General features: G+C 67.2%; 14 protein-coding genes and 1 pseudogene. 2 read left to right on the top strand and 13 right to left on the bottom strand.

Annotated elements, in window-relative coordinates; all coding sequences use genetic code 11:
* From C9F13_RS11695 to C9F13_RS11680, 4 genes are all read right to left on the bottom strand, one after another.
* On the bottom strand, positions 1–184 hold a 184-nt coding region (locus tag C9F13_RS11695; protein ID WP_157955192.1), incomplete at its 3' end, for a hypothetical protein.
* Between the two features lie 76 nt (positions 185–260).
* A complete protein-coding gene (locus C9F13_RS11690) occupies positions 261–2210 on the bottom strand; it encodes a tripartite tricarboxylate transporter permease (RefSeq protein WP_108446426.1) in 1950 nt (649 codons plus the stop codon).
* A 79-nt stretch (positions 2211–2289) separates the two neighbouring features.
* The gene (locus C9F13_RS11685) at positions 2290–3408 is read right to left on the bottom strand and encodes a Bug family tripartite tricarboxylate transporter substrate binding protein (protein ID WP_108446425.1); all 1119 of its coding nucleotides are present in this window, start codon (positions 3406–3408) and stop codon (positions 2290–2292) included.
* A 64-nt stretch (positions 3409–3472) separates the two neighbouring features.
* The gene (locus tag C9F13_RS11680) at positions 3473–4606 is read right to left on the bottom strand and encodes a 4-oxalomesaconate tautomerase (RefSeq protein WP_211310951.1); all 1134 of its coding nucleotides are present in this window, start codon (positions 4604–4606) and stop codon (positions 3473–3475) included.
* A gap of 144 nt (positions 4607–4750) precedes the next feature.
* Here C9F13_RS11680 and C9F13_RS11675 point away from each other — a divergent pair, with 144 nt between their 5' ends.
* Positions 4751–5659 (top strand): LysR family transcriptional regulator, encoded by a 909-nt coding sequence (locus tag C9F13_RS11675; RefSeq protein WP_211310950.1) that lies wholly within the window; start codon positions 4751–4753, stop codon positions 5657–5659.
* A gap of 73 nt (positions 5660–5732) precedes the next feature.
* Here the strand turns inward: C9F13_RS11675 and C9F13_RS17705 are convergent.
* The 3 genes and pseudogenes from C9F13_RS17705 to hglS form a co-directional block, all read right to left on the bottom strand.
* Positions 5733–6534: pseudogene (locus C9F13_RS17705) on the bottom strand (IS3 family transposase); the annotation flags it as partial.
* Positions 6534–6734 (bottom strand): hypothetical protein, encoded by a 201-nt coding sequence (locus C9F13_RS11660; RefSeq protein WP_108446422.1) that lies wholly within the window; start codon positions 6732–6734, stop codon positions 6534–6536. The gene C9F13_RS11660 and the pseudogene C9F13_RS17705, both read right to left, overlap by 1 nt.
* Before the next feature lie 99 nt (positions 6735–6833).
* Positions 6834–8195, bottom strand: a complete 1362-nt coding sequence (gene hglS, locus C9F13_RS11655) for a 2-oxoadipate dioxygenase/decarboxylase HglS (RefSeq protein WP_108446421.1) — start codon at positions 8193–8195, stop codon at positions 6834–6836.
* Between the two features lie 236 nt (positions 8196–8431).
* Here hglS and C9F13_RS11650 point away from each other — a divergent pair, with 236 nt between their 5' ends.
* On the top strand, positions 8432–9328 hold the full coding sequence (locus tag C9F13_RS11650; RefSeq protein ID WP_108446420.1) for a LysR family transcriptional regulator: 897 nt from the start codon (positions 8432–8434) through the stop codon (positions 9326–9328).
* On the opposite strand, the gene C9F13_RS11645 is transcribed toward C9F13_RS11650, so the two are convergent.
* The 6 genes from C9F13_RS11645 to narI all read right to left on the bottom strand — a co-directional run bounded on the left by C9F13_RS11645 (position 9325) and on the right by narI (position 14050).
* Positions 9325–9702, bottom strand: coding sequence for a putative zinc-binding protein (locus C9F13_RS11645; RefSeq protein ID WP_108446419.1), 378 nt, complete (start codon positions 9700–9702; stop codon positions 9325–9327). The two genes, C9F13_RS11650 and C9F13_RS11645, sit on opposite strands and share 4 nt — an antisense overlap.
* Before the next feature lie 28 nt (positions 9703–9730).
* The gene (locus tag C9F13_RS11640) at positions 9731–10468 is read right to left on the bottom strand and encodes a Crp/Fnr family transcriptional regulator (RefSeq protein WP_108446418.1); all 738 of its coding nucleotides are present in this window, start codon (positions 10466–10468) and stop codon (positions 9731–9733) included.
* The gene (locus tag C9F13_RS11635) at positions 10434–11690 is read right to left on the bottom strand and encodes a molybdopterin molybdotransferase MoeA (protein WP_108446417.1); all 1257 of its coding nucleotides are present in this window, start codon (positions 11688–11690) and stop codon (positions 10434–10436) included. The genes C9F13_RS11640 and C9F13_RS11635 overlap by 35 nt, the downstream gene beginning before the upstream one ends.
* Entirely contained in the window at positions 11687–12271 is a 585-nt protein-coding gene (moaB, locus tag C9F13_RS11630) for a molybdenum cofactor biosynthesis protein B (protein WP_108446416.1), read from the bottom strand. Before moaB ends, C9F13_RS11635 begins: the two co-directional genes overlap by 4 nt.
* Before the next feature lie 113 nt (positions 12272–12384).
* The gene (locus C9F13_RS11625) at positions 12385–13203 is read right to left on the bottom strand and encodes a peptidylprolyl isomerase (RefSeq protein ID WP_108446415.1); all 819 of its coding nucleotides are present in this window, start codon (positions 13201–13203) and stop codon (positions 12385–12387) included.
* Between the two features lie 163 nt (positions 13204–13366).
* Complete coding sequence (gene narI / locus C9F13_RS11620; protein WP_108446414.1) at positions 13367–14050, bottom strand: respiratory nitrate reductase subunit gamma; 684 nt, start codon at positions 14048–14050, stop codon at positions 13367–13369.

Below are 14050 nucleotides of genomic sequence, written 5' to 3'. Positions count from 1 at the left end.
CCGCGCGCTCGACGCTCTCGTCGTCGGCGAAGCGCAGCTGGTTCTCGAGCAGGATCTTCAGGGTCTTGGGCAGTCGGTCGATGTTGCCGAGCGCCTCGGCGGCCTTGGGCAGGCTGTGGAAGTGGTAGGTCTGACCGCCGGCGTCCAGCGTCTTCAGGGTATCCGGTAGTGACGAGGTATTCATGGAGTCTCCTTTCGTGGCGCGGGCCGGCAACGATAGTCGTCGGCGGCCCGCGGTAAACGTGCATGACAGGACGGATTCAGCCGAACAGCCAGGGATCGATCAGGCCGCTGGGGTAGGTCAGGGTCAGGAACTCGGCCATGCCAACCAGAAAGACCGTGACCCCAAGCGCCATGACGGCCGCCACCCAAGGCTTGAGCCGGGCAATGGCCAGCAGGAAGACGAGACAGAACAGCGTCGCCGCAGAAATGAAGCCCAGTAGCAACATGGCACCGATCAGGGTAAAGAAGCCCACCAGCCAGAGGCCCTGCAGACCGATAGACTGATGCTCCCAACGAGGCCGGCGAATCACACAGCGGATGATCTCCGCAAGACAGGCAAGGGCCAAGATCGCGATGGCCAGCCGCGGCATGATGCCACCGATCAAGGTCAGGTCGGCGACATCCACCCAGGCGACGACCGCGGTACCCAGCAGGGCGGCGAAGAGCACCACATCGATGACGCCCAGGGTGGGGGGCTCGGCTTTTTGGGTGGCCGCCGCGCCCACGGAGACAGCTTCCCGGCGCTTGCGCCACGCGGCAGTGACCATGGGAATGAACATGGCGCCGAGGATCAGAGCACCGATGATCAACACGCCGGGGCGCATGAAGGCGTCCGTACCCTGGAACTGGACCGCCTGATAGAAGTATCCCTCCGCTCCCGGAGCCAGCACGAAACCGATCAGGAAGGCCGGGCGCGACCAGTTGGCCTGCTTGAACAGGACCCCGAGTACACCGACCGCCCCCAGGGCGAGCAGGTCACCCGCGGAACGCGTGGCCTGGAAAGCGGCGAACATGATCAGCACCGTGATCAAGGGGGCCAGCGTAGCGAAGGGGACCCGGGTCAGGCTGGCCACCGGACGAGCCAGCACCAGGCAAAGCGCTGCCCCCAGGATGTTGGCCAGAGCCAGCGACCAGATGATGGTATAGGTCAGGTCGAGGTGAGTCTCGATCATGCCGACGCCGGGCTGCAACCCGAGCAACAACAGTCCACCCAGGAACACCGCGGCCGTACCCGAGCCGGGCACACCGAACAACAGGGTCGGGACCATGGCACCGCAGGCGCAGGCATTGTTGGCGGATTCGGGAGCGATCACCCCGCGGATATCCCCCTTGCCGAATTCGGACTTGTCCTTGGCACTTTGCACCGCATGGCCATAGGTGAGCCAATCGACCACCGAGCCGGCCAGGCCAGGGATGGTGCCGATCAGGCTGCCGATAGCGGCACAGCGCGCGACGAGACCACGCTGTTCACGCACATCGCGGATGCCTTGCCGCCAGCCTTCACCGAGCTTGCATGGCTCCTCGGCGATGGCCCCACGCTTGACCAGCAGATCGACAATCTCCGGGAGTGCGAAGATCCCGAGCCCCACCACCACCAGCGGCAAGCCATCGTAGAGATAGCCGAGCCCGAAGTTCATGCGGAACTCGCCGGTGGCCGGCGCCATGCCGATGGCGCCCACCAGCAGGCCCAGGCCACAGGCGGCCAGTCCCTTGAAGAGGTCACGTCCGGAGAGCACGGCCACCATCGACAGGCCGAGCAGGGTCAGCATGAAGAGCTCGGAGGAAGAGAACGACAGTACCAGGGGACGGGCGATCAGGATGAAACCGGTCAGCACAATGGCACCGATGAGGCCCCCGATCATCGAGGAGAGGAAGGCGCTCGACAGCGCGCGTGCCGCCTGGCCGCGCTTGGCCAGCGAGAAGCCATCGATGACGGTCGCCTGGGAGGCGCTGGAGCCGGGAATGCCCAACAGCACGGAGGCGAAGGTATCACCGGTGGGGATCACGGCGACCAGGCCCATCAGCATGCCAAGGGCCACGGTCGGTTCCATGCCATAGAGGAAGGGCAACAGCAGCGACATGCCGGCGATGCCCCCGAGGCCGGGAATGATGCCGACGACGAGGCCAACCAGCACGCCCAGCACCATGAAGAGCAGATGGGACAGGGTGAAGAGCTGTCCCAGGCTGGAAAGAAGGATATCGAGCATGGCGTATGGCTCTTATATTGTGTGATCGGGAGGAGCCGGGGCTGCCGGCCCCCAAGGGGCCGGCACATCCCACTGCGCGTCAGATCTTGGCGCCGTGCTCCGACTGCAGCCAGTCGGCCAGCCAGTCGCGAGTGGCGTCATCGATGGACATGGCGTCGTCGAGGTGACGTTGGACAGTGTCACCGACAACCGGCGTGTATGGCCCCAGTTGGGCGTCGGCTGCCTCCTTGAACGCTTCGGTGTCCACGAAGTCACGGGCCGCCTGGCGATAGGTGTCGATCAGGGCCTGGGGGGTGTCCTTCGGCACCATGATCAGCTTCTGCAGGGCATAGCCGGAGGCAAAGAACTTGCGAAACGCCTCGTAGGCGTTGCCCGACGGCGCCTCGCCATGACGAGCCTGGTAGACCTCGTTGAAAGTAGGCAGATCAGGGAACGCCGGGTCGCGGACGATCTTTCCTTCGTCGTTCAGCACCCCAAGCGAGAAGAGCGGCACCGCCTTGCCGGCCTCCACCAGCGGCTCGACGTTGCTCAGATAGGCGGAGGTGGTCTGGAAGTCGATGTCGGCTTCACCACGCTCGAATGCCAGGCGACCCTCCCCCCGGCTGCGCATGCCGAACACGGCCTGTACGTCGGCGCCCAGCATGTCCAGGGCGATCAAGACCGGCAGCTCGACACCGGTGGGGTTCTGCGCCGCCAGCTTGACCGGCTGTGCCAGCAGAGCGTCCAGCGCCGTCTCGGCCGTTTCGCCGAGGCTGGGCTGGGCATAGACCACCCCACCCGTCGGTGTGGCCAGGATGGGCGTCCAATCGCTGTAGTCGTAGCGGACGCGGGGATCGTCGAGCATGGCCGGATACTGGGTCGAGGCCGAGGTTCCTAACCAGTCGCCACCATCCGACTTGGCACGCACGGCGAACAGATTGGCACCATTGATGGAGCCGCCACCGGGCACGTTATCGATCATGATGGTCGGCTCTCCCGGCAGAGACTCGCTGAGCCAGGGGGAGAAGAAGCGCGCCCAAACATCCGTACCACCGCCAACGCCAAATGGAATGGTCCACTTGATGTTACCGGGTACCTCGACATCCTGAGCCTGGACAGAGGTCGTCAGGCCCAGTCCGGTGATCGCAAGCCCAAGCAACGCGGCTTTATTGAGCCATCCGAGCGAGAGAGAAGAAGTTGCAGTCTGTTGGATCATCATGGCAATACTCCTGGCGTGTTGTCATTGTCATAGTGGTTAATGAGGGCCCTGCCAGTACGAGGACTCAGCTGGCCTTTGAAGTCAGCGTATCTAGGCTGGGCGTGGCAGGAAGCGAGTAGAAGATGGTCCCACTCATGATCTTCCTGGCGGTGCGGATGAGGGAAACACGCGCAATATCGCAGGCGTTCTCGTTGCGGTGCTCGACATCCAGGTCGATGAATCCCGAGGGGTGTTCCAGCCTTACTTGCGACAGCCGGCCAGCGGCCGACAGTTTCTCCGCTCCAATCGCGATTCGGTTGGCCACGGTGCCAGGGACACTGACGGCCGTGGCAACCGCGATGGCCCCCGTGACGGCAATGGCCTTATGGCAGCGATGAGGCACGAAGTAGCGGGTGCACAGCGTAGCGGTGTCGCTAGACGGTGCCGACAGCAACACTGGCTTGGGCAAGACACTCTGGCTGACATCCCCCAGCCCCATTCGACGTCCGGCCTCGCGACGAATCATCTCCAACCGCTTCAGCATGGCGGGACGATCGTCCAGCTCCGCAGGGGATTCCCGGCCGCTGAGGCCCAGATCGGCCGCGTTGACCATCATGATGGGGGTCGCGGCATCGAGGCAGGTGACCTCGATGCCATCGATCGTGTCGGTGGCCTGCCCGGTCGGCAACAGCGCGCCGGTCTTGGTCCCGACGATATCGAGGAAACTGAGCTGAATGCCGGCGGCGCACCCCGGGACGCCGCTGATGCGCGTATCGCCCTCGTAGGCTACCTGACGGCCCGGTGTCGGTACGTGGCACTCGATCAGCCGCTGGGTGTTGAGGTTGCGTACGCGGACGATGGTGGTCCCTTCCTGGGGCTCCACCAGTCCCGTCTCGATGGCATACGGCCCCACCGCGGACAGCATGTTGCCGCAGTTCGGGTTGAAGTCGACGCGACGGTTGAGCACATCAACCTGCGCAAACAGGTAGTCGACGTCCGCCTCGGGATCGGAGGAACGCTCCACGATGGCGACCTTGCTGGTCAGCGGATCCCCCCCTCCGATGCCATCGATCTGGAGAGCGTGGCCAGACCCCATGAGATTGAGCAGGATCTCAGTTTGCTCTTCCTGGCTGTCGGGAAGGTCTCTCATGCGCAGGAAAGGGCCTCGGGAAGTGCCACCGCGCATGATCATGCAGGGAATGCTGTTCATCATCGTCATGCCATATCGCGTCTGAAAGTTGTGATATGAGCATGTCAGGGCGCCTTTAATGCTTCAAATGCAAATAAAACCGCCAAGTTATGCGATTTACGCATTAATGTGCTAGCATTATCAATAGTCACTACTCCATGCAAGAGTCAGGATATGTTGCACCGCTTAGAGTTCCTTGATTTACAGGCCTTTATTCTGGTTGCGGAGCTGGGCTCCTTCCACGAGGCCGCACAACGTCTTCATCTCTCTCAGCCGGCACTATCCCGGCGCATTCAGAAGCTCGAAGAGCTCCTGGAGGTCGAGCTGCTGGAACGGACCACCCGGCGGACGCGGCTGACCCCGATCGGTACGGACTTCCTTCCCCGAGCGAGACGCATGATCGAGGAGTACGAATCGTCGATCCTGGGAATCCGTGAATTGGCCACCCACCAGAAGGGCACGGTTACCATTGCCTGTATTCCCACCGCGGCCTTCTATTTCCTGCCTAGTGTGATCCGAGGCTTCAGCGAGGCATGGCCGGGGATCCGCATCAGGATCCTCGATATCAGTGCCAAGGAAGGTCTGGAAAAGGTGATCAGCGGCGAGGCAGACTTCGGTATCAATATGTTCAGCGCCCAGAGCCCTGAAGTCTCCTTCACACCACTATTAAGAGATCCCTTTGTCCTGGCACTACGTTCCGACCACCCTCTTGCGGATAAAGGTCGCATCGAGTGGTCAGATCTCGAACAGGCCAGGTTGATCACCGTGAGCCGGGACAGTGGCAATCGCATGCTGCTGGACAACACGCTCTCCGCTGAGGGCATCCGATTGAATAGCTTCTACGAAGTCCAGCACCTTTCCACCTCCCTTGGCCTTGTCGAATCTGGCTTGGGCGTGGCGATCCTGCCCAAAATGACAATGCCTGGCCCCGACCATGACATACTGTGTTCTCGAGAGCTGCCTGAACCACGTATTCAGCGCACCATCGGCCTGGTGAGAAGCAATTCGCACAGTATTTCCAGCACAGCTCAGCTGTTCATCGATATGCTCCTCGAGCATTGGGGAAGCTCTACAGATTCCTGAAAGATTCTTGGTATTACAGTGATGTGACCCTCCCCCTAGTTTCGGTCCAACCACAATGTGAAAAACCGCTTCCTCATGCACACTGCTGGGCATAGGCGACGGGTGGCATATAGCCTAGCGAGCTGTGCGGTCTGACATGGTTGTAGTGGGCTCTCCATTGGTCGATTTCATGCCGGGCATCGGTCAGGCCCAGAAACCAGTGCTGATTGAGGCAGCCATCGCGGAACTTGCCGTTGAAGCTCTCGATGAAGGCATTCTGTGTCGGCTTGCCTGGCTGGATGAAGGCCAGCGTGACCTTCCGCTCACACGCCCAGAAGAACATCGCCTTGCTGGTCAGCTCGGGGCCGTTATCGCAGACAATCGTGATAGGCAGAGCACGCTGCTGCGCCATGTCGTCCAGGAACCTGGCCAGGCGCCGACCGGAAACGGACGTATCCACTAGCTGGCCGCATTCCCGACTGCAGTCATCCACAATGTTCAGCACGCGTAAAGGCGCCCCGAGGCGAGCTGATCCGAGACGAAGTCCAGCGACCTGCGTTGGTTGGGCCTATCGGGCAATGGCATCGGCACCCTTGGGCGCACCAGCCGCTTGCGCCGGCGGGTGCGAACCTGAAGCCCAGCTTCGCAGTAGAGCCGGTAGGTCCGCTTGCGATTGACCACCAGGCCCTCCTGACGCAACAGGGCGTGCAGAAGCAGGTAGCCGTAGCGGGGATAGCAGGTCGCCAAGACGTGCAGTCGAGCCCGAAGCGGCTCATCGTCACGCGGCATCGCCTGGTAGAGGGCCACCGATCGTGGCAGGCATGTCGCTGGCTGAGCCAGCCGCCTGTCACCAGATGCGTTACCGCATGCCGCTTCGCTTCGGGCATCACCACTTTTACTGGCATGCATAGCATGAATAGAGTTGTTGAGGTCCCCCTAACCCCTGCACCGGCATCACCTGGGCCAGCGCCATGATCATCAGCACCCCGTCCCCGGCGCCGACCGCCGCGGTGAAGGCCGAGGTCAGCGCCGAGAGCAAAATCAGCAGCAGGTTGAGCGAGGCGGCGAGCGGCGAGAGGCCGTCGAGCAGCACCATGGGGCGTCCCTGTCCGATAGCGAAGGCCTCATGGTACCCGAGACGCACCACGGCCGGTCGAGTGACCGGCCGCGGTGTCGTCGGTGATCAGGCGTCGGGTCAGGCGCCCAGGGCCTCGCGTACCGCCGCCAGGGATGCCCGCTCGCGCTCGGCGTAGAGCGACAGCTCGTCGGTGACGGCGGCGCCCAGCGCCGCCTCGAAGGCCTCGCGGTTGGCGTTGCCGGCATAGGCCGCGTTCTCGCCGCCGCCCAGGTTCGACTGGAAGATGCCCGCCGCGCTGACCGGCAGGAAGTCCTCGTAGGTGATCGGCCGCGCCGTCACCAGCCCCTGCGCGATCCACGCCTCGAGGTCCGCCGCCTCGCGACCCTCGGCCGCGCGGCCAGCCTCGGTGAGACGGTACTCGAAGAAGGCCAGGCCCTGGCGGCGCAGGGCCGCCTCGTCGTCGGGGAAGTCGGCGAAGACTTCGGCCAGCACCCGCTGATGCGCCGCGTTGTCGAGCCCCTGGGTCCGCTCACGGGAGGCCGTCAGCAGGCGGTCGTAGAGCCCGCGTCCCTTGGCGGTCAGGGCCACGCCGCGCTGCTCGATCTCGCCGAAGCGGGCGGTGTGGGTGCCCTTGCGCTCGCCCTTGAAGCGGGTCGGCTCCTCCAGCGCCTTGAAGCTGGTCTGGCGCAGCAGGATCGGGCAGTCGCGGCGCGGCGGGCCCTCGATGACGGCCTTGGGATTCATGCCGGCCGCCGGCATGCGCCGCTGGACCTCGTCGATGTCCAGGGTGCGCGGCGTCAGGTGGTTGATGTGCGGACCACGAAAGCAGACCACGTCGGCGATCAGGCGATGCTCGGCGTGCAGCGCCTCGTAGGTGGCGAGATCCACGGTGGCATCTTGGTGCCAGCGGAAGGTCTCCAGCGCCTCGGCGACGAAGCGCTCGGCCTCCTCGTCGGTGAGCCCGCCCTGGGTCTCGCAGCGGGCGATCAGCTCCCGCGCGCCGGGGGTGAAGATGTCGCGCTCGGCCAGGATCGCCGCGGCGCGCTCGCGCAGCGCCTCGCTCTCGATCAGCTCCAGACGCAGCAGCGAGGTGAAGATGCGAAAGGGGTTGCGGGCCAGGGCGGCGTCGTCGACGGGGCGGAAGGCCGTGGAGTGCACCGGGACGCCGGCCTCGGAGAGGTCGTAGTAGCCCACCGGATGCATGCCCATCACCGCGAACAGGCGGCGCAGCATGGCGAGCTCGTCGGCGGTGCCCACGCGGATGGCGCCGTGGCGCTCGACGCCGAGGCGGTTCAGCTCGTCATGGGCCGCCAGCCGCTCGGCCAGCACCGCATCGCCCTCGAGAACCTCCCGGTTCACCTGGGTCACCAGCTCGAGCAGGGTCTCGTACTGGGGCACCTCGGCCTGATACATGGCCGACATGGCGCGGGAGAAACGGTCGCGGATCTCGTCCGGGGAAACGTGGGAGGGGGTCGTCATGGAGAGCCTCGCAGAGTGAGCGGTCGAGCCGGCGCCACGGCGACGGCGTTATGCCGACATGAGAACAGAACCCCTCCTGGCGGGACAAACGAAAAAAAACGCGCTTTGCATTCCAGAAAGTCATCCTTACGCCCCTAAAACCCCCTCCAAAGGGAAAAGAGTCAGGACCAGACGGAATGCAAGGATCCCCGCCCGAAGCGTAGGATAGGAGCTTTCCACAGCTCGGGAGACGAGCGATGACGGCGCGGCACCTGCCCTCCACCACCGCCCTTCAGTGCTTCGAGGCCGCGGCACGACACCTGAGCTTCACGCGGGCCGCCGAGGAGCTGAGCATGACCCAGAGCGCGGTCAGCAAGCAGGTCGCCCAGCTGGAGCGCCACCTGCAGCACCGGCTGTTCCGGCGGGTCAGGCGCACCCTGCTGCTGACCCCGGAGGGCTCGCTCTACCTGAGCGAAGTACGCAAGATCCTCGCGCAGCTGGAGATGTCGGCGAACACCATCCTGACCTACAGCGGTCACGGCGAGGTATTGAAGATCGCCAGCCTGCCGACCTTCGGCACCCGCTGGCTGGCCAGCCGGCTGCCCGACTTCCTGGCGGCCAATCCCGATATCAGCCTCGAGTTCTGCGACCGCGTCCAGGCCTTCGACCTGGAGCAGGAGGATATCGACCTGGCCGTCTTCTACGGCCATGGCAGCTGGCCCAACCTGGAGTGCCACCGGCTCTTCGGGGAGGAGGTGGTGGCGGTGGGCGCTCCCCGGCTGCTGGCACGCCACCGCTTCGCCTCGCCGGCCGAGCTGGCCAGGGCGCGGCTCCTGCACCTCTCCACCCGTCCCGACGCCTGGCACCGGTGGTTCGCCGAGCAGGGCGTGGCCAGCGATCGCAGCTATCACGGCACCCGTTTCGAGACCTTCCACATGCTGATCCGCACGGTGATCGCCGGGGGTGGCCTGGCGCTGCTGCCGCGCTTCCTGATCGCCGAGGAACTCGCCGACGGGCGGCTGAACCTGGCCTGGCCCCATGCGATGACCGAGCCGAACGCCTACTACCTGGTCCACCCGGAACACCTGGGCGAGCTCGCCAAGGTCCAGCGCTTCGTGCGCCACATCCTCGATGGCATCGAGGGAGAGGGCTAGGCGTCGACCGGCAGCCGGGCGATCAGCTCGCCCACCCGCTCGGTGACCGCGGCGATGGTCGCCTCGCCGTAGCGCCGGCCCTTGCGCTTCTTCAGGCCCTGCTCGTAGAGCCGCACGTGCTCGGTGGGGGCGACGTCGGCGTTGGCCAGGCAGTGCTCGGCGCAGTGCATCTGGCAGCCGTCGATGGCCACGATGGGGCGACCCGAGCGGGCGGTACGCACCAGGCCCGGCACGCCGCCGCCCACCCCGGCAATGCAGGACATCTCGGCGTCTCGCCGGTGATCCAGGCGCAGGGCGACCTCGTTGGCGAGCTGGGCCACGTCGGAGCAGCCCGAGCAGGCGTAGATCAGGGGTCGATTGGCGGTGCGGGACATTCAGCCTCCCAGGACGACGCGCGTCGCGTCAGTCGTCGTCCAGCATGAAGTCGCGCAGCGCGTGCTCGTCGAGCACGACCAGGCGCTGGCGATCGATGGTGATGACGCCCTCCTCGCGCAGCCTGGCCAGCAGGCGCGAGAGGGTCTCCGGGGTCATGGCGAGCTGGGCGGCCAGCCAGCGCTTGGGGATGGTCAGGCGTACCACCTGCTGCCCGCGATGATGGCCGGCGGGCAGCTGGCGGAGGAGATAGCTGACCAGCCGCGACATGGCGTCGGCCTGGGTGAGCAGGGCCAGGTCCTCGAGACGATCGGTGAGCTCCAGGGCCAGGCGGCTCATGAACTCCGCCCGGCAGTCGGGGTGGCGGTCGAGGATCTCGCGGCAGCGCGCGGCGGGGATCGCCAGCACCTGGGTGCGGCGCAGCGCCTCGGCGCAGTAGAGGTAGCTCCCCGGTCCCGAGACCATGCTCAGCTCGCCCAGGGTGCCGCCGCGCTCGACGCAGCGGATGGTCGCCAGCCGGCCGTCGCGGCCGCTGCGCACCAGGCGCACCAGGCCGTTGATCACGATGTAGACCCGCCGGGCGGGGGCGTCCTGGCGAAACAGCCACTCGCGGCTCGCCAGGGTGCGCACCCCGGCATCCTTGAGCAGCCCCTCGAGGGCCGCGTCGTCGAGACCGCCGAGCCACGGCACCCCGCGTACCAGCTCGCGGAGCTGGCGTGGCCGCAGCAGCAGGTCAGGCGAGGAACTGGGCTCCGGGACAGTAGCCATAGGCGTGACCCTCCTCCACGGGCGTGTCGGCATCGATGATCAGGTAGCCGTGGGCCTGGCTGGCGGCGCCGAGCATGTGCGAGCCCTGGCCGCCGGCCAGCCGCGCCACGGGGGCGCCTTGCCGCCAGTCGAGCACCACCCTCAGCAGTTCGCGGCGGCCGCGGCTGGCGCGGCGCGAGAAGCCGGCGGCGACCGGGAAGCGCACGAGCGGCGCGGGCGTACGCCCCTGGCGCCCCTGCACGAAGGGCAGCGCCAGCAGCTGCCAGCCCACCAGCGAGGCCACCGGGTTGCCGGGTAGGCCGATCAGCGGCGTCCCGGCCTCCCGGGAGGCGCCGAGCCAGCCCAGGGCGAAGGGCTTGCCGGGCTTCATGGCCACGCCGTGGAAGACGATGCCGCCGAGGCGTTCCAGCACCGGGCGCACGTGATCCTCCTCCCCCACCGAGACGCCGCCGGTGCAGAGCACCAGGTCGGCCGTGTCGCGGGCCTCGGCGAGCACCGCGGCCAGCGCCTCGGGGGTATCGAGCACCGGGCCGAGGTCGAGCACCTCGCAGCCCTGCTCGGCCAGCAGGGTGCGCAGCATCGGACCACTGCTGTCGTAGACGGCGCCCGGCCGCCAGGCCTGGCCAGGGGCGATCAGCTCGTCGCCGGTGGTGACCAGCGCCACCCGCAGGCGCCGCTGCACCGTGACGGCGTCGAGGCCCTGGCCGGCCAGCAGGGCGATGGCCGCGGCGTCGAGCCGCGTGCCCGCCGCCAGCAGGACGTCGCCGGCGCGGCTCTCCTCGCCGCGGCGGCGGATGTTGGCGCCGGGCGCCGGCAGCTCCGTGACGTGCACCCGCCCCGCGGCGTCCAGGCTCACCTTCTCCTGGGGCACCACGGCGTCGGCGCCCAGCGGCACCGGGGCGCCGGTGAAGATGCGTGCGCAGCCGCCCTCGGGCAGGCGGGTCACGCCAGCGCCGGCCGGCACCCGCAGCCGCACCGGCAGGCCCTCGGCGGCCCCTGCCAGGTCGTCGCGGCGCAGCGCATAGCCGTCCATGGCGCTGTTGTCGACGCCGGGCATGTCGAGGGTCGAGCGCGCCGGCTCGGCCAGCACCCGGCCCGCGGCCGCCTCGAGCGCCACGCGCTCGAGGCCGGCGATCGGCCGGGCGGCCTCCACCATCCTCGCTCGGGCCTCGAAGAGGTCGAGCAGGCCGGGGGTGACGACGTCCGCGCAGCCGCAGTTCATGCCGTCACTCCCGGCGCCGCGGCCTGGTCGGCGACCGCCAGGCGGGAGGCACAGGGCGCGACCTGCGGGCGCACCATGGCGACGAAGTTGCAGGGCCGGGTGCGGGCGTCCAGCTGCTCGACCAGGATGTCGTCCCAGGCAGTGGCGCAGGCCTTGGGCGAGCCGGGCATGGCGAACACCAGGGTGCGGTCGATCAGCCCGGCCACGGCGCGGGACTGGATGGTGGAGGTGCCGATGGTGGCCAGCGAACGCTGGCGGAAGAGCTCGCCGTAGCCGTCGATGGCCTTGTCGAACAGCGGCGCCAGCGCCTCGGGGGTGGTGTCGCGGGGCGTGAAGCCGGTGCCGCCGTTGACCAGGATGGCCTGGATGTCGTCGCGCACCACCCAGGCGGAGACCACGGCACGCAGGCGGTAGACGTCGTCGGGCACGATCTGGCGCTCCGCCAGGACATGGCCGGCGGCGGTCAGGCGCTCGGCGAGCAGGTCGCCGCTGCCGTCTTCCGCGAAACCGCGGGTATCGGAGACGGTGAGCACGGCGATGCCCAGGGGCACGAAGGGGGTGTTGGCAGAAACATGGGACATGGGGATCCTCCTTGCCGTGAATGGTGGGCCGGCGCCGAAACGAGGGGAATGACGCGCATCAAGAAAGGACGAGATCCCGCCGCGCCTGGGCCGGCGGGGTCTCGCGCGCGGCATCACTGCATCAGGGCGCTGCCGCCGTCGTCGTCCAGGGCGATGCCCTCGACGCCGATCTCGGCCTCCAGTGCCAGCAGGTAGTGGCGCAGGGCACGGCGCGTGGCCTGCTCGCGCAGGCTGTGGCGCACCCGCTCGGCCACCTGCTCGAAGGGCAGTTCGCGCCCCTCCTGGCGCTCGTCGATGCTGACGACGTGCCAGCCGTAGCGCGAGGCCAGCGGCCGCGCGTGGAGCCCCACGGGCAGGTGCTGCAGGGCCCGGTCGAGCTCGGCGACGGTCTGGCCGGGCGCGAGCCAGCCCAGCTCGCCGCCCGCCTCCCTGGAGGGGCAGGCGGAGTGGCGCTGGGCGAGCTCGGTGAAGCGCTCGGGCGCCGCCTCGAGCTCGCGAAGCAGCGCCTCGCCCTGGCGGTAGCCGGCGTCGCGGGCCTCGGCATCGTCCGGCGCCGCGGGCAGCAGGATATGGCGCACCCTCTGGCGGGTCGGCTCGCTGAAGCGCTCGGGGTGGGCGGCGTGGAAGCGCCGGCAGTCGGCCTCGGCAGGGTCGGGCACGTCGAGTTCGCGCTCGAGCAGCGTGGCGATGGCGTCATCGGCCTCGTCGAGGTCGGCGGCGGCCTCGGCCAGGCCCAGCGCCTCGGCCCGCTGGCGCAGCAGCTCGCGCACCACCAGCGCCCGGGCCGCCTGGAGCTGGGCGGTGCCGGCGCTCTCGGCGGGGTGGTACTGCATCTCCTCGGCGATGGCGGCCTCGGCGATGACGGCCTCGCCGACCCGGATCGGGGGCGGGCTCGCGCCCCCGGGAATCATCTCGATATCGATCTTCTGCATGGCGGCATCCTCGTTACACATGCGCTGATTCTTGAGGGCGCCGGGGACAGGCCAGAGAGGGGGTCCTATGCCAGGGATGGCATCGGTAGCGCCCAGGGAGGGGTTCACAGCGCCCCCTCGTCGGCCTGTCGCCGGTAACGCCCGGCCCCGTGTCTGCTGAGTCTCAGCCCCGCTTGCGCACCAGCTGGTAGCGACGGGTCACGTAGCCGAAGGGCACGCTCCACACGTGCACCAGGCGCGAGAACGGGAACAGCAGGATGATGGTCAGGCCGATGAAGATATGGAGCTTGTAGATCCAGGAGACCTCGGCCATGTAGTCCGCCGCCCCGCCGCTGAAGAAGACGATGGACTGCGCCCAGCTGGAGAGCGTCAGCATCATCTCGCCGTCCAGGTGTCCCAGGGAGAAGATCACGGTGATCAGGCCCAGCGCCGCCTGGAAGACGATCAGCCCGAGGATGACGGTATCCATGGTGCTGGACGAAGCCTTCACCCGCGGGTTGGTCAGGCGGCGGTAGAAGAGCATGGCGCCGCCCACCACGCAGAGGACGCCGGCGATGCCGCCCACCACGATCGCCAGCAGCTGCTTGGTGCCGGCGTGCAGGAAGGGCGCATAGACCCAGTGCGGCGTCAGCATGCCGAACAGGTGGCCGAAGAAGATCACCAGGATGCCGATATGGAAGAGGTTGCTGGCCAGGCGCATGTTCTTGGACGAGAGCATCTGGCTGGAGCCGGTCTTCCAGGTGTACTGGCCGTGGTCGTAGCGCAGCAGGCTGCCGACCAGGAACACCGTGCCGGCCAGGTAGGGGTAGTAGCCATAGATGAGGTGTTGCAGGTATTCGCCAATCAT

This window comes from Halomonas denitrificans, from assembly GCF_003056305.1.
Taxonomy (GTDB): domain Bacteria; phylum Pseudomonadota; class Gammaproteobacteria; order Pseudomonadales; family Halomonadaceae; genus Halomonas; species Halomonas denitrificans.
The sequence above is the reverse complement of the archived record's forward strand: the minus strand, read 5'-3'. Positions and strand labels throughout refer to the sequence as shown.

Excerpts from the sequence above, each read along its gene's own strand:
- C9F13_RS11640 (WP_108446418.1), bottom strand. The coding sequence starts at position 10,468 with ATGGCTACTGTCCCGGAGCCCAGTTCCTCGCCTGACCTGCTGCTGCGG.
- C9F13_RS11650 (WP_108446420.1), top strand. The coding sequence starts at position 8,432 with ATGACGGCGCGGCACCTGCCCTCCACCACCGCCCTTCAGTGCTTCGAG.
- C9F13_RS11635 (WP_108446417.1), bottom strand. The coding sequence starts at position 11,690 with ATGAACTGCGGCTGCGCGGACGTCGTCACCCCCGGCCTGCTCGACCTC.
- C9F13_RS11685 (WP_108446425.1), bottom strand. The coding sequence starts at position 3,408 with ATGATGATCCAACAGACTGCAACTTCTTCTCTCTCGCTCGGATGGCTC.
- C9F13_RS11660 (WP_108446422.1), bottom strand. The coding sequence starts at position 6,734 with ATGGTGCTGCTCGACGGCCTCTCGCCGCTCGCCGCCTCGCTCAACCTG.
- hglS (WP_108446421.1), bottom strand. The coding sequence starts at position 8,195 with ATGACGACCCCCTCCCACGTTTCCCCGGACGAGATCCGCGACCGTTTC.
- C9F13_RS11690 (WP_108446426.1), bottom strand. The coding sequence starts at position 2,210 with ATGCTCGATATCCTTCTTTCCAGCCTGGGACAGCTCTTCACCCTGTCC.
- moaB (WP_108446416.1), bottom strand. The coding sequence starts at position 12,271 with ATGTCCCATGTTTCTGCCAACACCCCCTTCGTGCCCCTGGGCATCGCC.
- C9F13_RS11680 (WP_211310951.1), bottom strand. The coding sequence starts at position 4,606 with ATGACGATGATGAACAGCATTCCCTGCATGATCATGCGCGGTGGCACT.
- C9F13_RS11675 (WP_211310950.1), top strand. The coding sequence starts at position 4,751 with ATGTTGCACCGCTTAGAGTTCCTTGATTTACAGGCCTTTATTCTGGTT.
- C9F13_RS11645 (WP_108446419.1), bottom strand. The coding sequence starts at position 9,702 with ATGTCCCGCACCGCCAATCGACCCCTGATCTACGCCTGCTCGGGCTGC.
- C9F13_RS11625 (WP_108446415.1), bottom strand. The coding sequence starts at position 13,203 with ATGCAGAAGATCGATATCGAGATGATTCCCGGGGGCGCGAGCCCGCCC.
- narI (WP_108446414.1), bottom strand. The coding sequence starts at position 14,050 with ATGATTGGCGAATACCTGCAACACCTCATCTATGGCTACTACCCCTAC.